The following is a 19384-nucleotide window of genomic DNA, read 5'->3' as shown; positions in this document are numbered from 1 at the left end:
TTACATTTTCCTCTGTTAGTAATGAATGAAACCTCGAGAAATGTATCTTCCAATTAAAAATTCTTTTTCTGGTGAAGATGCAGATTATCTGTTGAAGTAATCAGAGTTCCCTTTATAAATAATTAAAAAAGTATCCTTCAAATTGTAGAGTCTATGAGCCGCAAGGGATTCATCGTTTCATAGATTTTTTAAGCCGGGGAATTTTCATATAAAAAACGAAGCGAAAGCCGGACCCAGCAGGAAAAAGTCTAAAGATTTCGGCTGGAACTAAAGCGGAGCTTCTTGATACTGAACTTTAAAAAAGAAATGAAGAAACATGATGTAAATTATAGAAACCTTGCGCTGCAATGGATCTATCGTTTTGAACCTTTACAACTGTCTGCCGTATTCCTCTTCCACCCACTCCTGGGTGCAGCGGAGAAAGGCACTCGTTAACCCCGATGCAGGATTTTCCCCGGTGGAGGCAATCCCGATATCCCGGAAAGAAGGCACAGTTAACTGTCTGCATACAACGGTTCGGACAGAGTCTTTTAATACAAGCTCCGGAAGAAGAGTGATGCCCAGATCTTTTTCGACCATGGCGATCACCGCGTAATCGTCTTTCTGCGTATAGTGCACGTCCGGCCGGATATGATGCTCCGAAAAAACACGGGTAATTTCGTTTTCAATCACTTCGTCAATTTCAATGTAAGGAAACTGTTCGAGCGCTTTTACCGGAAAAGAGGCTTTTTCAGCAAAAGGATGGTCTTCGGAAAGAACGACGACCATCGGATCTCTCCGGAGAAAAATGGTGTGCAGATTTTCCGCTGCCGGCAGCTTCATAAAACCGCAGTCGAGCCGTCCGGAGGCGATGCCGTGCTCGATTTCATCATTGTTTCCGTGGAGCAGTTCGAAATGAACTTTCGGGTAGTCGGCTTTGAACTTCTGAATGATGCCGGGGAGCCACTGCGAAGACACGCTCGTAAACGTACCGACCCGTATCAGCCCGGACTCCATCCGGTGCATTTCCTGTACTTTTTCCATCAGCAGGCGGTGGCTGCTGAAGGCGGCCTGCATATAAGGAAGCAGTTCCCGGCCGGCAGACGTCAGCCGGACGCCGGAGCGGTCTCTGATCAGAAGCGTCGTTTCGTACTTTGTTTCCATTGATTTAATCGTATGGCTGATGCCCGACTGCGTATAATTCAGCTTTGCTGCGGCTTTCGTTAGACTGCCGAGTTCCACTGTACGGAGAAAAACTTCCAGCTGAGAAATATTCAAAACTTCGGCTCCTTTCATGAGTATTACTCATTTAAAACATGAAAAACATGAGTTTTACTTAAGCTAATGCTTGTATTATAGTCATTTTATGACAAAAAAAGCAATGGAAGGGGGAAGTGTAATGTTTTTAATAGACGCTGTTATTATCGGTCTGGTCGCTGCTTTTCTGCCGGGACCGGACTTTGTTCTGCTCGTTAAAAACAGCCTGCAGTACGGAAGAAGACATGGAATTTATACCGCACTGGGAGTCTCCGCGGCAGTTCTCATTCAAATTTTCATAATAATATCAGGCTTCAGTATTGTCATTCAAAAGTTTCCGTTTCTGCTGGACGTGATCCGGGCAGCAGGCTCCTCCTATTTAATTTATCTCGGATACACAGCGGTGCGTGGGGCTTCCCGGCCGGATAATAAAATAAATGCGACAGCCAGTGCCCGTCATTTTCCTGCGAAATCTAGTTTTTACAAAGGGTTTATGTGTAACTTTTTTAACCCGAATTCCATTTTGTTTTTTCTGAGTGTTTTTTCCCAGCTCGTGGAGGGGAGCGTGCCGATGCTCGTCAACTGGATGTACGGGGGAGTCATCTTAACGCTTGTCGCCGGATTTTATACGCTGTTTGCCGTCGGGATTTCTCAGAAGACGTGCCGTACGATCTATATCAAGTACAGCCGATCGATAGAACGCAGTCTGGGCGCAGTTTTGATCGGTTTTGCACTGACTATTGCGTATTCCATCTTTGCATGAATTATGAGCGGCAGGGAGAGAAGTAATAACAGCAGACTTCCTGAAGAACCTTTGATTATTATCTTAATTCACGGGAGACCAGAAGCTGAATGAAGTAACTGCCTCTTCCATTTCCGTTAGGGGAAGCTGTGTTTAACACCCAACATGATGCATAAGCAAGGAAAAGGTTTTAGTTCTTTCGTAAACGGTAAATACAAAGAAGTAAGAAAAGAATCGGGGAAGCCGCATCATTTTTATGCGGCTTTCTACAACATTTAAATAAGGAGGAGACAAAATGAGTACAAATTACGGAAATACAGGAACATCAAAGAGTAAAATCATTACCCCGATAACCCTGCTCGTATTAGCGGTAGTGGGAATTATTTTCTGGCTGGCAAAACGTTCGGGTCAAAGCAGCGCAGGCGAGACCCAGGGACTTAAGGAAAAAGCACAGGAAGCAAATGAGCAGATTGATAAAGAAGAACTAAAAGCCGGGTTTCAACGGGTAGTAGAACTTGTAAAAACTGGAGCTTCTGATCTGCAGGAGATTTATGAAAATCAAGGGAAAGACCTGATAAATCAGACGCAGCAGGTAAAAGATCAGGTGGAAAACGTTGTTTCTACAGCTAAGGACGCAGGGGAAGAATTAAAGGAAATGAAAAATACGACAGGGGAGGAAGCAAAGGAGGAACTACAGGGAGTAAAAGAAGCAGCAAAAGTAGAAAGCAGCACTTCTTCTGAAACAAATGACGAAGAGCCGTCCAGTCAAAACGTTCCTCCTTACGACCCCCGCATCTAATTAAGAAAGGGAACTTAAGAAATTCATTTCAGACATCTGATTCACAAACTGAGGCCCCGGCAGACCAATTATAGTCTGCCGGGGCTTTTAAATTGCAGGTCGGGACCGCTGCTTGCTGTACGGTTAAAAGGGAACTCAGTCAGTTGTAATTTGTACAAATAAACAGCAAAAAAAATTAATTTCTAATTTCGAAATTTTTTCTGGCGAAAAGACTTAAGAAAGTAGCTCTTTAATTGTGAAATATTAGCAGAAAATTCACACATCTTACGTGTTTATGTTTAAATATCTATCTTTTGACCCTGTACTTCTATAGACTTCATAGAGAAAACGCTTTCCCTATAAAAACATCAGGAGGAAATAGTATGAGAGCAGGAATGATCAAATCCAAGTCTATATCTGCAGCAGTTTTGGCAGCGGTAATGTTTGCGGGAGCGTCCACCGCAGCGGCAGCACCGGGAAACAGCGGGAATGCCAACGGACCGAAACTGGACGTCGAAGGGTTTACCGATGTCGATTCATCGAGCTTTACGATTGATTTTGACCGGACCTATCCGCAGGGTCTGGACGTAAACCGCACACTCGATGTGGAAGTAACCACGGAAGACGACGTTATAGAACCCGAGTTTACGGATTACGAAGTACATAAAGATGACCGTTCCCAAGTAACGGTTACACATGCAGAAGACGATCTTGACGGACTGACCGGCTCTATTACGGTGAATGGGGAAAGCTTTGACTTTGATTATTCCTCCGAAGAAGAACCTTTCGTACTCGATATCTTCCATACGAACGACATTCACGGCAAAATCGATCCATTAGGTAAAATATCCGCATTTATTAACGAAGAAGCAGAACAGGCAGATAACCATCTGTTTCTGGATGCGGGAGACATCTTCAGCGGAAATGCTGTAGTGGATCTGCAGGACGGCGAGCCGATGGTGGATCTCCTGAATGAGATGAATCTCGACGCAATGGCGATCGGCAACCATGAGTTTGATTACGGACAGGAAGCTTTTGCAGCACGCGAAGAACAGGCTGAGTTCGACTGGCTGAGCGCGAACACGGAAGTCGTGGATTCGTCTATTCCCATTGCCCAGCCCCAGCCGTATGAAATTTATGATATCGACGGTGTGGAAGTAGGAGTTTTTAGTTTAACGCAGGCTCCACCGTCCACTCGTCCATCCGGCATTGAAGGAATGGAATTTCATGACTATGTAGAAACAGCAGAACAGTATGAATATCTGGAAGAGGAAACGGATATTCTGATCGCTCTTACTCATATCGGTAACAGTGCGGATCAGCATCTGGCAGAAAACGTGGACTTTTTTGATGTGATTATCGGCGGTCATTCCCACACCCGTTTATTCGAAGAACAGATGGTAAACGGTACGCCGGTTGTTCAGGCAGGATCGGACTCCCTATTCGTCGGCCACTTTAACCTGGAATTTGACGGGGAGGAAGTGTCGTTCAACGATTACTATCTGCAGGAAACGGACGAGCTGACGGAAGTCAATGAGGACGTTCAGGAAATGATCGACTCCTACAACGAGGAAGCAGAAGAAGTACTGCAGGAAGTCATCGGTGAAACAAACACAGGTCTTTACCGTGATGCCCGCTACGAGAGGGACACGTCACTCGGTAATTTCTGGACGGATGCGATGCGGGAGCAGGTAGGAGCCGATATTGCGATTACGAATAACGGCGGCATCCGGGCCAACATCGAGCCTGGAGAAATTACAGCGGCAGATATTTACACAGTAGAACCGTTCGGCAATGCGTTGACTGAAATCAACATTTCCGGGGCGGACATGATCGATGTCATCGAAATGGGCCTCCGTGATGATGGAGGGGTCGATCTGCAGGTATCCGGTCTTGAATACGTTTATTACCTTAACGAAGAAGGAGAACTCGTTGATTCAGATGTTACGTTCGACGGAGAGGCGATTGATGAAGATGAGACGTACCATCTCGTTACGAATAATTTCATGGCAGAAGGCGGCAGCGGCTATGACTTCTCCGCCGGCGAAATTATTTACGAGGACGCAGGCCAGATTACAAATGCCCTCTTTACGTACGCGGACGAGCTGATGGATTCAGAAGGCGCGATCGACTACGAAGACGGCGAAGGCCGCATTACAATTGAAGAAGCAGAAGAATAAAAGTATTACTTAGGCTGTCTCCCTGTTATGGGGGGACAGTTTTTCTGTGGAGCTGATTATTAGCTCAGTCGATACTTTTTTGGAAGGCGAGAAAATATAAAAGGAAATGAAATTCCAGTTTGCTAAATGTATGATAAACTTAAATCAAAAGCGTTTACTGGAAGATAATATTTTTGAAATGAGCCGTTCAGGATGGAGGAAAGCTGATTGAATAAAAAAATAGTGATTGCTGTTTTAATTGTCATCGTTTCATCGGCAGGGCTGTTTGCTTTCGTGAAAACCAACCCGCCGCTCGAAACGGGATCGATCGCAGCAAGCAGTGATTATCATACTGTAGTAGCACCGGTCGGCAGTCAAGGGTGGAGCGGTGTGGAAATCACGGGTGTTTCCATCAACGGCAGGGACGAGCCGGAGGAACAGAAAATGCAGGTAAGCAATCCTCACCTCGGTTTTATTATTACGGACACGTTCGATGAAGCGGCGGAATATGGAATAAGGGAAATAGACGAGGTGACGATTGAACCGGACACCGCGCCTTCCACACAGCTGGAAAAATTAAACGAAGGAACGGCCACAGAAGACGATAAAAGTTATGGCCTGACGGTCGTTAACGATGAACCCGTCCACACGCTTGAATTAACTTACCGCTATTTAGGAATGACATTTGAAGAAACGATCCAGGTGAACAACTGATCCGTGATGGATGGAAAAGGCTGACCAAACAGTGGGCAGCCTTTTTTTGCGGGCGGATCACGGGCAGGGAACTGTTTAATCATTATAAAAGGCCAATTAATCTTTATAAAGAGGCTTTTAATCACGACAGCCGGCTTTGTTGTCATTAAGCGGGTTATTAATCATTATAAATCAGCATTAATCAATATAAGCCGGTCAAATAGTCTAATTAATCATTATAAAAAGCGGACTTATCACCGGGAGTTATTGCAGAGCAGCGGCTTTCCATATTCCTGTTTACCTGTCTAATTGAACCGGTATATTAATTGGCGGTTGAACATAGCCGGAAGAAGGGTACTCAATTAATACGCAGAAAAAGCTGTGAGGCTTTATACAGCTGACAGTTCGATGGGCAAAATAAATAATTTCTCTATGGAGAAAAAATGAGTTGACTGCACTGGTCCTGACCTGTGATGGAAGATTGCAGTTTGAAAAAATTTTAATAGGAGTGGATAGCAGTGTTGGATGATAAGCAGGCAGGAAAAGAGTATTCAAAATTTTTAGGTGTCAAAAAAGAAAAGGACAGACATATTGGTTTTAAAGTGATTGATTACCTATGTTACGCTGCCCTTATTACGCTGATTATCGCTATTAATGTGGAGTGGAACCTGCTGCATGATCAGTCACAGCACTTCACAGCCTTTTTTATCGTGGTAGGAATTTATGGGCTTTCACATACAGCGGAAGGTCTTCTGGATGGTAAAAAACGCACGGTTTTTTTATTTGGTATTCCTGCTTTGTTATCGATTGCTTTCAGTTTTGTATTTGTATTCGCAGGATAGAGTAAAGGTTTTTCTTATGAGCTGTATTCAAAAACATACAGAGAAGTAACCACGTCAAAGCTTAAAAGGAACAGTCCGGTAGTGTCCGGGGCTGTTCCTTTTTTTATGGAGCTCTCTGGCGTGGCAGCTGAATTTCTACAGTATCCGCAGGCCGTCTGCAGCAACGATAAAAAACCTTATTATGGTTTTTATTATTTATTTTTTAAATTTTCAATATATTATATATTTTATATAACTTTTATGCTAATATTTGGGGAATCAAATGAGTGAATCGTTACTTAGCGCGGGCAGTATTTATTTTTATCTTGGAAAGGATGATTTCATGGAGGTGCGGGTCAATCACAAAACGAAAGAATGGATAAAAAAGCAGGGAAACACCATTTCTGTTACGCCGATTTTTGTTTCGCTGCCAGGTAAAAACAGGAAATTTATTTTTGATTATGAATGTGAATGGCAGCTGCCGCAGGAAATGGAAAAGTATTACCGTGTAGAAGGAGATGGGCTAACACTTTACGTCAATAATCATCTGCCTGTGAAATCTTCTGTTCTTAACGTGTGGGTACGTGGATGTCCGCCTTTTGAACATGTTGAAATCAAAGGTTTAAAACGTTTTTCTGAAATAAAATAATGACAAAGGCAGTCCTGGAAAAGTAAATCGAAAAAATAAAAATGATATTTTAATTCCCACACCCTGTTTGCAGATGAAGTCTTAACAAATAGGGTGTCTTTTTTGAATGATCGTGCCGGTTCAGTTATGAAATGGGAAAGTCGCACCTGCTCATTGAAACGATATGTCTCCTTAAAGATCTGCCTCGAGTAAACAATTTAAGAAAGAAGAAAAAGTTACTGTGGGGCGCTTATCGTTTATGCCACAGGAAGAAAATGTAAAAGTCCGCAGAATAGCATGCAGGCATATCAAGAAAACCCCGACTGGAACCTGTACTTTTGGAAAGAGGGAAAGACTGGGGTCTATAATAACAGCTGAAGTACAATTGCTTATGAAGGGGCGGGAAATGCGGACTTCTCCCGATACTCAGTCATTTACAGAACGTGAATAAAGCAGCAGTCGGGGCTGTAAAACAAAGGGAGAGAAGTTGATAAAAATGGAATACACTGTAGGGATGATAAACCGGATCAAACGGATTGACGGCCAGATGCAGGCAATTTCGCGTATGGTGGAGGAAGGCAGAGACTGCCGGGAAGTGGTTCTTCAAATGGCAGCGGCCAGAAATGCACTGGATAAAGCTATCGTGGTGGTAGTGAGCGCCAATCTTGAGCATTGCGTCAGACAGCATGTGGAACGGGGAGAAGGCTCAGAAGAAACGATAAAAGAAGCCATCAACATGTTCGTAAAAAGCCGGTAAAAACTTCACCAGTGCAAAACAATCCGAGTGAATCCCTGCATTTCAGCCGGTTTTTTCGTGAAAACTGATCGGTGGTGTGTGGATAAGGCTGGCCCTATTATTGGGGCGAGCTTTTTTTGCGTGGATCACGGGCAGTGGCTCTGTTTAATCTTTATGAAAGGCTTATTAGTCTTTATCGGGGGTCATTTAATCAGTAAAGCCGGTTTTATTGTCATTATGCCGGTTATTAATCATTATAAATCAGTATTAATCATTATAAGCCGGCCAAAAGAGCGAATTAATCATTATAGAGAGTGGACTGATCAAGAAACCCTTCTCCGCGGCGACACCATTGAAAAAAGGAATTCGTTTCCAACTAAAACAGCATGTATGCTACGCTTAGGGTATCGAAGCATCGCGTACGAAGCCTTCTTCTCACGGAAAGGAGCATACGGCATGAGTGGAAATATAAAAGCGTGGAGAAATCCCGGCATACTTCTGACGTCTACCGGATTGGCAGGTATTGGTGATTTTATTTATCTCGTCGTTATTAATATTCTCGTTTTTCAAATGACAGGGTCCGCAGCAGCCGTGGCGGCTTTATGGATTATCGGTCCGGCGGTGAATATCCTGACAAAATTCTGGACGGGAAGTTTTATTGATCACCGGAGCAAACGAAAAGTGATGATCGGTACATATGTGATACGGGCGATCGGTATTGCCCTGCTTCCTTTCGCACCGAACGTCGTCGTGATTTATTTCATCCTCATTTTTCTCAGTACAGCAAAAGCTTTTTTCGGTCCGGCCTCCATGACGTACAGTACGATGCTCATTCCAAAAGAAAATCGGAAACGTTTTAACGCTGTTCGTTCGGTCACGTTTTCCGGAGCCTTTATTCTCGGTCCGGCAGTTGGAGGGACGCTTCTCCTGGTTACCTCTATTCAGACGACACTCTGGCTGAATGCTTCCTTTTTTCTTCTCGCCGCATATTTCATAAAGCTGCTCCCGGCCCAGGAAAAGATCGTGAAGGAAAATATACCGGACTTAACGATAAATCAAGTGAAAAATGACTTCTCAGTCGTGATGAAATTCATGCAGCATCACCGCTATGTGATCGGTGTGTATTTCGGATTTATCGTTATTATGGTGTTTACGTTTGCAATGGACGCGCAGGAAGTCGTGTTTACACAGGAGGTGATCGGCCTTTCTGAGGCGGAATACAGCTACCTTATCAGTATTACCGGTATCGGCTCTGTGGCAGGCGGACTGCTCCTTAGTATATTTTCAGCAAAATTTCCATTAAGACAGATGATGACCACCGGTTTGTTTCTAACTTCTGCCGGCTACGTCATATACGCTTTTTCCTGGTCGTTTTATTCGATAATGACGGGGTTTCTGGTGCTCGGGTTTTTCCTCGTCTTTTTAAATGCAGGAATGACGACATTTTATCAAAACAATGTCCCGGTTGCTTTAATGGGACGGGTAACAAGTATCATTCAACTCATGCAGAGTGCTCTGCAGATTGCTTTTGTTCTATTTATTGGAATTATCGCCGACCTCGTAAATCTGCGGCTGACGATCGTTGTTTTGTCTCTTCTCATGCTGTCTGCGAGCCTTGTTTTTCCTTTTCTCCTATTCAGAAAAGGTAAGGCTGCCTTGTTTGCAGAAGAAACGATGAATGAACAGGAAAAAGCGGTGCTGTAGCTTTTGAAGCACGTGGCTTACAAAATGCGTATAAGGACAGGGATATTTTTCGTCAGGGGGGAATGAACTTGTTGAAATGGGGCTTTGTCATAGGTTGTTTTATCGGGCTCACAGCTGCTTGTTCCAACGAACAGTTAACCGCTTATGAATATGAAGGATCTTCGGCATTCTGGGAAGCCGAAATGATGGTGGAAGAACTGCCGGCAGCGGAACCGATTAGTGAACAAGTCGAGTTGACGCTGACTTACACAGACAATTATCAGCGTATAGAGGCGGTGGAAGTCGTGGCAGATTCTCGGTGGGAGCACCAATACGCGAGCACGACAGAAATAGAGGAGCTGGACAGTTCTGAAATCCAGATGAGTTTTGACAGCGGCGGCCAGTACGGCTTCGTCATGATGTATGACGCAGGCTATGCCCTGGATGTCGAGGTCAAGTGGGAAGAAGAAGGAGAAACGTTTCAGGAAAATCTTACGCTGGAACCGGTGGACAGCTATAATAACACCGGCTTATTGAAAAATTTTTACCACGAAAAAGGAGAGATACTATGAATTATTTTCCGTATACGATGGCAGCAGGTCTTATTTTTTTAAGTGCCTGTTCGATGCAATCGACAACCCATTTTTCCGGGGAGGGAGATTTTTGGGAAGTAACGTATACAGCGAATGAAAAAACAGCTGACTATACGATTCAATATACCGGGGAAGAACCTGTGCCTGAAACAATCGATTACTATATTGATTCGTCTGCCGTGACCGGAAGGACGTTAAGTGAAAATGGCTATGCGGAACTTACAAACAGGGGAAACAACGTAGAGCAGCACGACGAAGAAATCGATGTGACAATCGAGTGGGAAGATGATTCGGAAAGTTTTCTTTTAACGCAGGATTAATGCCGCCGTTTTTCAAAAATGATGAATAGCAAGCAGAGAGGAGGGTCATTCTATGTTTAACCTGATCCTTTCAGCTTTAGTCGTTCTCGCTGTATTTGCTGCTATCGCAGCCTGGCTGAATACGCAGACAATGCTGAGAGATTTAGAAGCGATAAAAAAGAAGCTGGATATACAGGAAGAGAAACCGAAGGATCTGGATAACGACTGACAAGCTGACAGTATTCTTTCACAGCCCGGAGACCCGCTTTTGTTGAGAACTGATAAAGCTTTAAAATATCACATGAAAAAGGGGAGCTGCCTGATGAGATATGTTTTTCTGCTTCTGCCGATTTTCCTGCTTGCCGCCTGCCAGGATGAACCGCCGGAACTGACGATGGAAACAGAGGAGAGCAGTGCTTCCGGCATTCTTGGGTCCTATTCCTGGTCGTGGTGGGGCGGCGGGACCGAACAGTCCGGAAGCCTGCCGAACGAAACGATTCATCAAATGGACGTAGAAACCATTACCGCCGCTCCCGGAGAGGCAGCGGAACTCACCTTTGCCGATAACTCTTCTCCTGCGGTACAGGCCGATACATGGGATGAAGACGGACCTGCAGACCGTCTCGACATAGAAGACGGCCGTCTCATACTGCCGGAGGAACCGGGAACTTACCCGATGGACGTTTTTGCCGACTGGCCGGACAGCCATAACAGCGCTCACTATACGTTTTTAGTCGAAGTGGAGGAGTGACGTGTGCAACCGGTATTACTGCATCCTTTTTAAGCATCACGAAAAATATTTCCAGTATTTTGAAACGACTATCACGTATCATCCGTAACTCTTAGTATAGAATTCGCAGGAGGCGATGAGGATGAAAACGGGATGGGTGGCGATGGTAGTGGTGCTCCTGTTTACAGCGGTGCCGGTGCAGGCGCAGGAGCAGGAAGTGCGTACGTACACGGAAAGCTATATAGAAGAACAGATTCAGGAAGGCAGCTTTCACGGAGCTTCCGTCAGTATCGTACAGGATGGCGAAGTGGTGCTGTCGGAAGGTTATGGCTTCGCCAACGTACAAAACCAGACAGAAGCAGAGGGCGATACGCTCTTCCGCGCAGGATCGGTCGGAAAAAGCATGACCGCTGCCGCTGTGCTGCAGCTCGTGGAGGACGGAGCGCTTTCTCTTGAAGCGCCGATCACGGACATGCTCTCTATCACGCTTGCCAACGAACCGGAGGAAACGGTCACTATCCCCGACCTGCTGACACATACAGCCGGATTTGATGAAACAGTGATCGAATTTTATACGGATTCTTTGGAAAATGTGTCGTATACCCGCTTTCTCGAAGAGCGGACGCCCCGGTTAAAACGGGAGCCAGGAACAGAAGTAGAGTACAGCAACGTCGGCCTGACGATCGCGGGTCAGCTTGTGGAAGATGCATCCGGCGTGCCGTTTCCGGAATACGTGAACGAAAACATCTTTGAACCGCTCGGGATGGAAAATTCGTCTTTTGAGCAGCACGAAGATCCGTCCTGGGTTTCTGCAAGCTACGTCGGTGGGGAAGTGTTCCCGTACTCCTATTTTCATATGGTACCGGCCGGGTCGATCACAACCTCCGCAGACGATATGGCCCGTTATATGACCGCCCACCTGGAAAGAGATCCTGCGCTCGCATCAGAGAACAGCTATACGCTCATGCATGAACCGCAGTTTCATATGCACGAGGATGTGGCCGGCATGAACTTCGGCCATTATGAATCGCAGTTCGGCGGAGTGGATGCCGTGCGGCATGACGGGGCGATCGACGCTTTTCTGTCGTCGATGATCCTCGTCCCGGAACTGGATCTTGGGATTTTCATTTCCACAAACGGCGTGAACGGACTGGATTCACAGCGAGTCATTCCGGACTTTCTGGACGGACTCGCGGAAATACTTGCCCCCGGAGTGGAGCAGCTGGAAACAGCAGATAATCCGACAGACCAGTCTGAGCTTGATTCCTATACAGGCTCCTATACGATGAACCGTACAAATGAGTACGGCCCGCTCAGTGTCATGCAGGTCTTTAACCCCACCATTTCCGTAGAAGCGGAGAGCGACGGATCACTTTTAGTCGAAGACCTACGTTTTTCCGGCGGCTGGACCGCGATGGAAGAAACAATGACTCCGCTCGTTTTTCAGGAGGAGGAAGGTTACGAGAAACTCGCTTTGCTGGAGGGGGAACGGTTTGTCAGTTCGGTGCATCCGATGATGGTATTTGAAAAAGTACCGGCGGTCGGAGAGCGTACCATTTCGTATGTCGTGCTCGGTTTTATCGGGGCAGTATCGGTCTTCTTTCTGCTCGTCATTCCGGTACGCGGCCTGTACCGGATTATCCGCCGACGGAAAGTGCCGAATAAAAGCCACCGCATTCTCGCATTTTTTACCGTTTTTACACTTCTGCTTTCCGCGGGGGTGTTAACAGCAGCCGTGCAGCTGCTCGTCTACGGCTCTGTGACCGCCGGAACATTCATGCTCGCTGTCCCGCTTGTGCCGCTACTTCTGGCACTCATTTATGCACTCTTCTGGCGGAGGGCGGACTTCGGTAAAAGCACCTTCGGCTTTATCCTGATACAAACAGCCGTCGTTTTATTTGCCGCATTCGCGCTTTACTGGCAGATGACCCCATTTCATGTGTGAGAGATTTTTTAGCGGCCGTCTCAAAAGGTTTATAGAGACAGCCTGAAAAGCACGAGTGGAAAGCGTTCTGTGGAAGCGAAAGCAAAGAGATGTCTACGCATGTATAAAAAACACTTTATAAACAGCCTGAAACCCCTGTCAGGTTATTTGACAGGGGTTGGTCTGTGCGAAGCCGTGCTCCATCCTTTATGGGAGAGCCCCTTTAAGAAGGATTAATGGGAACGTGAGTGAGGTATATTAATAACCAGGACAGTGTCTTATGTATGTATGCTTCCATCAGGGATTTGCCCAGTTTTAGAAGCGAAGAGTGGGTTCTGGCGAACAGAAACCCCTTATGCTATTCTCTATTTTGACTTTCCTGGTGTTAAGTAAGATGGTCTTGCAAGTATAAGGAAAACCATGACCATCACTATTCTAAAAATATTTAGAACATAGTCGTTATTAACTCCCATAATAGCGAGAATTATATGACCGATTATCGCAACGGCAAGAACCGAAATAAATACAATTAATGTTCTCATTTGAATAACATCCTTTTCTTTTAAATGCAAAATGTTTCTATATGAGTCTGCTGCAAAATAAAACTGACTTCACGTCGTTCATGAATGCAGGTGATTTTCTGTTCATTATATACATGCGATTATGAAATCTTAAAATACAAATCAAAGGGTGGGGTGTATGACAAAATACATCAAAATCAGTTTAGCACAGCGGGGTGTTTCCTGTATTGCAAGACTTTTGGAAGAAGAGGCGCCAAAAACGTGTAAAGCCGTCTGGGAAGCTCTTCCTCAGAGCGGGCAGGTGTATCATGCGAAATACGCGCATAACGAAATTTATAATATGGTGCCTCCTTTCCCTGAAGAAGAGATCGGATTGGAAAACTCTACAGTAACTCCAATTCCCGGAGACGTTTGTTATTTTTATTTTCAATCCGGTCAACTGGATAAAGCTTTCAAAGAAGAGAAAAATATTTCTCATCTGCCGGGGGTGGTGGATCTGGCTGTTTTTTATGGAAGAAACAATCTGCTGCTTAATGGGGACTTCGGATGGGTCCCGGGAAATGTATTCGCAGTGATTGAAGAAAATCTTCCAGCGATGGCGGAAGCATGCAACGACGTATGGTTTTCGGGAGCTAAAGGTGAACAGTTAATTTATGAGCGGCATGAGTAATACAAGCAGCGCAGGGATGATGTGAAAGCTTATTCATTTGCCAGAAGAGGCGCTTCTGATTTGATAAATGTCTCTTCGTTGATGGCATTTTGGTTAGGCAGACTTCTTGTCGTTTTATCAAACATCCAGAACACACCGACCGCTAAAACAGTCAGACCACTTAGGAAAATAACAAACGTACTTCCAAGCAGCACTCCAAGGCTGCCCCCGATGAAGGAACCGAGTGGCATAGCCATTCCGCTGATGCTAAATGAGGCAGAAAAGACTCTTCCTAAAAGGTGTTTAGGAATGCCTTTTTGAATGGAGGTATTAATAAGAATGTTCGTGACTCCGCCGGGAAACCAGGCGAAGGCGTAAATGACAATCATCAGCCAGGTCCAAGGGGTAAATACGGAAAGGCTCCATAACAATCCGCTCAGTAAAAACGCGATTGCATACACCTTTCCTATCCCGAAACTTTCTAATTTTAAATACGGGGCGAGCAAAGCGCCAGCTAAACTTCCCGTTGCCTGCGCCATCAGAAGGAAACCGAAAATTTCTGCGCCGCCTCTCTCCTCACTAAAGGCAGGCAGAACCACAAAGGTAGCTCCTCCGACAAAATTAATGATAATCACTCCCAGCAGTAATCGGGAGAACTTGTTTCCGAGTAAGATTTGCAGCCCTTCTTTTAGCTCTTTTTTATAAGTGACCAGCACGGCTTGGACAGAAGTGTCTTCCTTTGGCTGGCTTTTCACCTGTTTAGGGAGCCGGATGAGTGAAAAGAGGATCGCCCCGATCATAAACATTCCTGCGTCGAGCAGATATATGGAAATTGCCCCAATAGAAACAATTAATATCCCGGCAACGGTATTACATACAATTTCGATTCCCTGATAAGCGACAGCAAACAGGGAGTTTGCTTGGGGTAAGTCTTTGTTTACAACAACCGTTGGCAACGCGGCGATCTGAGCAGGATACACCAGTAGATTCAAGGTCGCAAGCACAGGAGATATAATTAATACCATACCTACGGTTAAGAAGCCGGTATAAGCTGCGAAAGGAATGAGCAAAAGAAGTACGGCCTGGGTCACCTGCGTAACGATTAAGAGCTTTCGGATAGAAACCTGATCAATGAGCGGACCGGATAAGAATTGAATAAACCTGGGAAATATCGTTAAGAATCCCGCTAACCCCGTATAAAAAGTGGATCCTCCCAACTCATAAACAAGCCACATGGCAGCCACAGTATACAGGCTGTCTCCGATGTTTGTCATAATTCTTCCCAAAAACATAACCGTGAAGTTTCTGTTTAAGAAGATATTCATTTTTCATCTCCTAGGATTCATTTTTAGGATCTGTAGAAACGATTTTTACCCCGACGCTGTATTCTTGACTGGCTTCCTCCACATCGCTTTTTTTCACCCATTCTTCAAGAAAGTCTCTGAAACCCTTCTCCATTTCTTCTTTTTGATCCGGAGATAACTGGAGACGTATGCTTAACGATGTAGATTCCTTTCCTTCAAAAGCGTCACTTAGGACAGGATCTATGACACCGTCCGCGTCAGTGTTAAACCATGTTGATTTTGATTGATAATACTTTTCCGTCAAACCACGAACCTGCCTTTCCTCAACGAGCTCAAGGAGCCCGCCATCATACAATTTCTTGATATGATAGTGCACATTCCCAGCAGAATGACCGAGAGAATCGGCGACTTGTTTTGCGGTCTTCGGCTGATGTACCAGTTCACTGATGATTTTCATGCGGAGAGCACTACTTAACAATTTCGCTTGATTGATGGAAAAGTTTGTATTGTTATTCATGGAAACCTCCTATACTATATTTGCGATCTATTTTTTTAGAATGACGATCTGTAAAATTAGATTAACATAAAAAGAGAGAGAAATGGGAAAAAGATAAAATTTTAAATTAGTGTCGGAAAAGAGAAAGGGGGGATTCGTTGATAGTTATATATAAATATCCAGCCACCGGAGGTAACCGAGGATACACATCACGCATAAAAAATTATAAAAGGTGTACAGTCAACATTTTCACGAAAATATTGGCTGTCTCCTTTTATTCACAATTGCAGGTGGTATATATTACTGGTTTATTATTTGAAATCTAATGACTGTTATTAAACAAACGGAAGCAGTTCTTCAACAGGGAATGCTGTTTTCTTATCCAATTAAAAGGAAAAAAATGTTAGGATGAATTAAAAGATGGCTGTTCTTCAGGTATAGTAGAGGTTTTCCTGAGAACGATTAAAGTTAAATTACTAAAATTGTGAGGGAGATATAATGGACATTACATTGGAGGAATTACAACAACATGATGCAATAAAGTTATATGAATTTGAACTTGAAAACAGAAGTTATTTTGAAGAAATGGTCCCAAGTCGCGGGGAAGATTATTATCACTTGGAAGTTTTTAAAATAAGGCATGAAGCCTTACTGGAAGAGCAAATAAAAGGACAATCCTATTATTATCTCATTAAAAATCAAGATGGTTTAATCCTTGGACGAATGAACTTAGTAGATATCGATAAATCACGCAATCTGGGTTATATCGGTTATAGAGTAGGAGAAACATATACTGGAAAAGGCATTGCCAATAAAGCATTGAAGCTGTTATTAAGCAATCTTAACAAGCAAGAGATTAAACAGATTTTAGCTAAGACAACGACTAACAACATACCTTCTCAAAAAGTATTGACAAAAAATGGATTTAATCATATATCAACAAGTGACGAAGAATTTGAAATGAATGGTAATAGTTTAAAATTTGTTTATTATAAGTGGACGATGTAAGTCCTTTATCTTGAGCAAACGGGAAGCGGTGGTGAAAAACTCAGCGTCTATTGTTATAGCGCTAAAGAGGAGGCTAATTTAAGTAGACCAGGGTTCTGTATTGAAGTTATTCAAGATCATCACAGGGGAGATATTAAAAGATGAAAGGAATATATGAATTTGCAAGTGAAGCACAGTTAAAAAAGTATGCAGAACTTGCTGTACGAGCTGGTGTAAATCTGCAAAAAGATCAATTATTGATTATTCATAGTGATATACAACATGCTGCGTTTGCACGTTTCATCCAAACAGCAGCCTACGAGGCGGGAGCTTCACATGTATTTATAGATTGGACAGATGAACAGTCTACCAAAGAATTTTACTTAAATGCAGCAGATAGTGTTATCGATTATTTTCCTGATTGGCAGGCTGCCCGTTTTAAGGAGTGGGAAAATGAAGGGGCTGCTTACATCCATATTATTTCTGAAAACTTAGATGTCTTTAAGGAGGTTTCTACTGAAAAGATCAATCGTTACCAAAAAGCTTCTCGTACCAAACTGAGCGATTATTATACGAAAATTAGATCCCACGAGGTACGCTGGGCTCTTCTAACTGCCCCAAACGCTGCATGGGCAACTAAAGTATTTCCCGACCTGAATGAAGAAGAAGCTTTACAATCATTATGGAAATTAATTTTAAAAGGTTCTCGGGCAGATGGGAAATATCCGATAAAGGACTGGCAGAGGCACAATAGAGCCTTCGAGACTCGAAAAAAGATCCTAAACGAAAGCCAATTTGAAGCCCTCCATTTTACAAATAGCCATGGAACTGATTTATTAGTTGGTTTACCTGAAAATCATCTCTATATCGGTGGGGGTGTCACAGATAAAAATGGAATACCTTTCTTTCCGAACATTCCTACGGAAGAAATATTTACTGCTCCCCATAAAAATAAGGTGAATGGCAAATTGGCAGGTACTAAACCTCTTATTTATGGGGGAAGTGTCATCGATGAATTTTATCTCATTTTTAAAGGTGGACGGATTACCGACTATTATGCCGCAAAGGGCCAGGAAGTGTTACAAAATCTCATCGAAACAGACGAAGGTTCCCATTATCTAGGGGAAATTGCCTTGGTCTCTAATCAATCTCCTCTTGCGCAGGCAGATACTCTTTTTTACAATACTTTGTTTGATGAAAATACTTCCTGTCATATTGGAACCGGAAATGCCTCTCCTTCCAATATTCAAAATGGCATTGACCACTCTGAGGAAGAGTTGAAGGCAGCAGGTCTGAATACTTCACTTTTGTCAGTCAATGTGACCTTTGGTACCGAAGATATGCAAGTAGTGGGTATTAAAGAGGGTGAAACGGAAGTCCTGCTGATGAAGGATGGGGAGTTCCAATAAATTGATAAAAAAAAAGAAAGAGTGGTGAAACAATGAATACATACTGCGAAAGTGCCTTGAATCAAATAAGCGTAGCGTTAACAACAACCGTTGAAATGATAAACCAATTAGAGGAGAGCGATTTACTGAAAAGGCCAACTCCTGATAAATATTCCATCGGCGAATTATTAGAGCACATTGCTAAAATATGTAAAGCCGATCTTTTGATTGCTAGCGGAGCGACACAAGAAGAAATGAGTGATTTTTATTCGAGTTTGGCTTACAAAGACTTACATGAAATCAAAGCAGGTATACGAACGAATTTTGAATTACTGGAGGAAACCTATCGAAGCTATTCGGAGGTAGAACTTCAACAAAAAGTTACTTCTTTTTGGGGTATTTCATATTCCCGGTATGAATGGTTATTAGAGGTTTCAGCTCACGTGTATCACCATCGAGGTCAACTGCACGCTATGCTGGTCCATTGTTATCAAAAGGACCCTCACGTGTTGTTATTTGAATAATGGTCGTTCAAGAAATTAATAATCATATTTTATTATTATCGATCAGAGAAGCAATAACCGGGCTGCGTTGCTGCAAAATTAAGCGTTCGAAATGTTCAATTTTCTTTCGAAAAAAAACCTAAGGAACTGTTGTAGTTCCTTAGGTGCAGGCTGTTTATAAAGTGTTTTTTTATACATGCGTGAACATTTCCCTGCTTTCGCCTCCACAGGACGCTTTCCGGGCGGGCCGGCTTCAGCTAATTTCTTCCTCCCACTGCTCGGAAGAAATGGATCTTCTGCTCGTCCTATCTCGCCTCGGAGCATTCCTGTCAGGTTCGTCTGGCCCCTCTGGACATAAAAAAGATCCTCCGATATGATGCAGTTGCGAAACCAAAAACCATCATAAGGAGGATCCTCTATGAATCGTAATCGAAATGATCGAATCAATCAAGTCCAGGAACACACACTGGTTATCGGTATTGATATTGCCAAGCGGCATCACTACGCCTGTGCC

General features: G+C 43.8%; 21 protein-coding genes. 18 read left to right on the top strand and 3 right to left on the bottom strand.

The window, feature by feature from the left end; all coding sequences use genetic code 11:
• Nucleotides 1–369 precede the first annotated feature (369 nt).
• Nucleotides 370–1257, bottom strand: a complete 888-nt coding sequence (locus C6Y45_RS14340; RefSeq protein ID WP_160058414.1) for a LysR family transcriptional regulator — start codon at nucleotides 1255–1257, stop codon at nucleotides 370–372.
• 88 nt (nucleotides 1258–1345) lie between these two features.
• On the opposite strand from C6Y45_RS14340, the gene C6Y45_RS14335 reads away from it, so the two are divergent.
• The 14 genes from C6Y45_RS14335 to C6Y45_RS14270 all read left to right on the top strand — a co-directional run bounded on the left by C6Y45_RS14335 (nucleotide 1346) and on the right by C6Y45_RS14270 (nucleotide 14213).
• Nucleotides 1346–1999 (top strand): LysE family translocator, encoded by a 654-nt coding sequence (locus C6Y45_RS14335; RefSeq protein WP_146159188.1) that lies wholly within the window; start codon nucleotides 1346–1348, stop codon nucleotides 1997–1999.
• A 274-nt stretch (nucleotides 2000–2273) separates the two neighbouring features.
• Nucleotides 2274–2777: a hypothetical protein gene (locus tag C6Y45_RS14330; protein WP_107585919.1), complete on the top strand. Its 504-nt coding sequence runs from the start codon at nucleotides 2274–2276 to the stop codon at nucleotides 2775–2777.
• A gap of 362 nt (nucleotides 2778–3139) precedes the next feature.
• On the top strand, nucleotides 3140–4936 hold the full coding sequence (locus tag C6Y45_RS14325; RefSeq protein ID WP_107585918.1) for a bifunctional metallophosphatase/5'-nucleotidase: 1797 nt from the start codon (nucleotides 3140–3142) through the stop codon (nucleotides 4934–4936).
• 207 nt (nucleotides 4937–5143) lie between these two features.
• Nucleotides 5144–5629 (top strand): hypothetical protein, encoded by a 486-nt coding sequence (locus C6Y45_RS14320; RefSeq protein ID WP_107585917.1) that lies wholly within the window; start codon nucleotides 5144–5146, stop codon nucleotides 5627–5629.
• 497 nt (nucleotides 5630–6126) lie between these two features.
• On the top strand, nucleotides 6127–6450 hold the full coding sequence (locus tag C6Y45_RS14315; protein ID WP_107585916.1) for a hypothetical protein: 324 nt from the start codon (nucleotides 6127–6129) through the stop codon (nucleotides 6448–6450).
• Between the two features lie 262 nt (nucleotides 6451–6712).
• Nucleotides 6713–7078, top strand: coding sequence for a hypothetical protein (locus tag C6Y45_RS14305; protein WP_107585914.1), 366 nt, complete (start codon nucleotides 6713–6715; stop codon nucleotides 7076–7078).
• A gap of 475 nt (nucleotides 7079–7553) precedes the next feature.
• Complete coding sequence (locus tag C6Y45_RS14300) at nucleotides 7554–7814, top strand: metal-sensing transcriptional repressor (RefSeq protein ID WP_107585913.1); 261 nt, start codon at nucleotides 7554–7556, stop codon at nucleotides 7812–7814.
• A gap of 435 nt (nucleotides 7815–8249) precedes the next feature.
• The gene (locus C6Y45_RS14295; protein ID WP_107585912.1) at nucleotides 8250–9497 is read left to right on the top strand and encodes an MFS transporter; all 1248 of its coding nucleotides are present in this window, start codon (nucleotides 8250–8252) and stop codon (nucleotides 9495–9497) included.
• A gap of 68 nt (nucleotides 9498–9565) precedes the next feature.
• Nucleotides 9566–10048 (top strand): hypothetical protein, encoded by a 483-nt coding sequence (locus C6Y45_RS14290; RefSeq protein ID WP_107585911.1) that lies wholly within the window; start codon nucleotides 9566–9568, stop codon nucleotides 10046–10048.
• A complete protein-coding gene (locus C6Y45_RS17995) occupies nucleotides 10045–10389 on the top strand; it encodes a hypothetical protein (RefSeq protein ID WP_245922671.1) in 345 nt (114 codons plus the stop codon). The genes C6Y45_RS14290 and C6Y45_RS17995 overlap by 4 nt, the downstream gene beginning before the upstream one ends.
• A 52-nt stretch (nucleotides 10390–10441) precedes the next feature.
• The gene (locus tag C6Y45_RS17675; RefSeq protein ID WP_160058412.1) at nucleotides 10442–10597 is read left to right on the top strand and encodes a hypothetical protein; all 156 of its coding nucleotides are present in this window, start codon (nucleotides 10442–10444) and stop codon (nucleotides 10595–10597) included.
• Between the two features lie 93 nt (nucleotides 10598–10690).
• Nucleotides 10691–11119, top strand: a complete 429-nt coding sequence (locus tag C6Y45_RS14280) for a hypothetical protein (RefSeq protein WP_107585910.1) — start codon at nucleotides 10691–10693, stop codon at nucleotides 11117–11119.
• A 121-nt stretch (nucleotides 11120–11240) separates the two neighbouring features.
• The gene (locus C6Y45_RS14275) at nucleotides 11241–13043 is read left to right on the top strand and encodes a serine hydrolase domain-containing protein (RefSeq protein ID WP_160058410.1); all 1803 of its coding nucleotides are present in this window, start codon (nucleotides 11241–11243) and stop codon (nucleotides 13041–13043) included.
• Between the two features lie 678 nt (nucleotides 13044–13721).
• Entirely contained in the window at nucleotides 13722–14213 is a 492-nt protein-coding gene (locus tag C6Y45_RS14270; RefSeq protein ID WP_107585908.1) for a DUF3830 family protein, read from the top strand.
• A gap of 29 nt (nucleotides 14214–14242) precedes the next feature.
• Here C6Y45_RS14270 and C6Y45_RS14265 read toward each other — a convergent pair whose 3' ends face one another.
• Both C6Y45_RS14265 and C6Y45_RS14260 read right to left on the bottom strand, forming a co-directional pair.
• Nucleotides 14243–15517: an MFS transporter gene (locus tag C6Y45_RS14265; RefSeq protein ID WP_107585907.1), complete on the bottom strand. Its 1275-nt coding sequence runs from the start codon at nucleotides 15515–15517 to the stop codon at nucleotides 14243–14245.
• Between the two features lie 10 nt (nucleotides 15518–15527).
• Nucleotides 15528–16013, bottom strand: a complete 486-nt coding sequence (locus C6Y45_RS14260) for an ArsR/SmtB family transcription factor (RefSeq protein ID WP_107585906.1) — start codon at nucleotides 16011–16013, stop codon at nucleotides 15528–15530.
• A 477-nt stretch (nucleotides 16014–16490) separates the two neighbouring features.
• Here C6Y45_RS14260 and C6Y45_RS14255 point away from each other — a divergent pair, with 477 nt between their 5' ends.
• The 4 genes from C6Y45_RS14255 to C6Y45_RS17670 all read left to right on the top strand — a co-directional run bounded on the left by C6Y45_RS14255 (nucleotide 16491) and on the right by C6Y45_RS17670 (nucleotide 19228).
• Nucleotides 16491–17000 (top strand): GNAT family N-acetyltransferase, encoded by a 510-nt coding sequence (locus C6Y45_RS14255; RefSeq protein WP_170098748.1) that lies wholly within the window; start codon nucleotides 16491–16493, stop codon nucleotides 16998–17000.
• 140 nt (nucleotides 17001–17140) lie between these two features.
• Entirely contained in the window at nucleotides 17141–18388 is a 1248-nt protein-coding gene (locus C6Y45_RS14250; RefSeq protein WP_107585904.1) for an aminopeptidase, read from the top strand.
• Nucleotides 18389–18420: 32 nt separating this feature from the next.
• Nucleotides 18421–18891, top strand: coding sequence for a DinB family protein (locus tag C6Y45_RS14245; RefSeq protein ID WP_107585903.1), 471 nt, complete (start codon nucleotides 18421–18423; stop codon nucleotides 18889–18891).
• A gap of 175 nt (nucleotides 18892–19066) precedes the next feature.
• Nucleotides 19067–19228, top strand: coding sequence for a hypothetical protein (locus C6Y45_RS17670; protein ID WP_160058408.1), 162 nt, complete (start codon nucleotides 19067–19069; stop codon nucleotides 19226–19228).
• Nucleotides 19229–19384 lie beyond the last annotated feature (156 nt).

This window comes from Alkalicoccus saliphilus, from assembly GCF_003044065.1.
Taxonomy (GTDB): domain Bacteria; phylum Bacillota; class Bacilli; order Bacillales; family Salisediminibacteriaceae; genus Alkalicoccus; species Alkalicoccus saliphilus.
Note: the sequence above shows the minus strand (reverse complement) of the source record. Positions and strands in the feature narration are given on the sequence as shown.

Coding starts and splice junctions, on each gene's coding strand:
- C6Y45_RS14335 (WP_146159188.1), top strand. CDS start 1,346: ATGACAAAAAAAGCAATGGAAGGGGGAAGTGTAATGTTTTTAATAGAC.
- C6Y45_RS14330 (WP_107585919.1), top strand. CDS start 2,274: ATGAGTACAAATTACGGAAATACAGGAACATCAAAGAGTAAAATCATT.
- C6Y45_RS14325 (WP_107585918.1), top strand. CDS start 3,140: ATGAGAGCAGGAATGATCAAATCCAAGTCTATATCTGCAGCAGTTTTG.
- C6Y45_RS14305 (WP_107585914.1), top strand. CDS start 6,713: ATGAGTGAATCGTTACTTAGCGCGGGCAGTATTTATTTTTATCTTGGA.
- C6Y45_RS14300 (WP_107585913.1), top strand. CDS start 7,554: ATGGAATACACTGTAGGGATGATAAACCGGATCAAACGGATTGACGGC.
- C6Y45_RS14295 (WP_107585912.1), top strand. CDS start 8,250: ATGAGTGGAAATATAAAAGCGTGGAGAAATCCCGGCATACTTCTGACG.
- C6Y45_RS17995 (WP_245922671.1), top strand. CDS start 10,045: ATGAATTATTTTCCGTATACGATGGCAGCAGGTCTTATTTTTTTAAGT.
- C6Y45_RS17675 (WP_160058412.1), top strand. CDS start 10,442: ATGTTTAACCTGATCCTTTCAGCTTTAGTCGTTCTCGCTGTATTTGCT.
- C6Y45_RS14280 (WP_107585910.1), top strand. CDS start 10,691: ATGAGATATGTTTTTCTGCTTCTGCCGATTTTCCTGCTTGCCGCCTGC.
- C6Y45_RS14275 (WP_160058410.1), top strand. CDS start 11,241: ATGAAAACGGGATGGGTGGCGATGGTAGTGGTGCTCCTGTTTACAGCG.
- C6Y45_RS14270 (WP_107585908.1), top strand. CDS start 13,722: ATGACAAAATACATCAAAATCAGTTTAGCACAGCGGGGTGTTTCCTGT.
- C6Y45_RS14265 (WP_107585907.1), bottom strand. CDS start 15,517: ATGAATATCTTCTTAAACAGAAACTTCACGGTTATGTTTTTGGGAAGA.
- C6Y45_RS14260 (WP_107585906.1), bottom strand. CDS start 16,013: ATGAATAACAATACAAACTTTTCCATCAATCAAGCGAAATTGTTAAGT.
- C6Y45_RS14255 (WP_170098748.1), top strand. CDS start 16,491: ATGGACATTACATTGGAGGAATTACAACAACATGATGCAATAAAGTTA.
- C6Y45_RS14250 (WP_107585904.1), top strand. CDS start 17,141: ATGAAAGGAATATATGAATTTGCAAGTGAAGCACAGTTAAAAAAGTAT.
- C6Y45_RS14245 (WP_107585903.1), top strand. CDS start 18,421: ATGAATACATACTGCGAAAGTGCCTTGAATCAAATAAGCGTAGCGTTA.
- C6Y45_RS17670 (WP_160058408.1), top strand. CDS start 19,067: ATGCGTGAACATTTCCCTGCTTTCGCCTCCACAGGACGCTTTCCGGGC.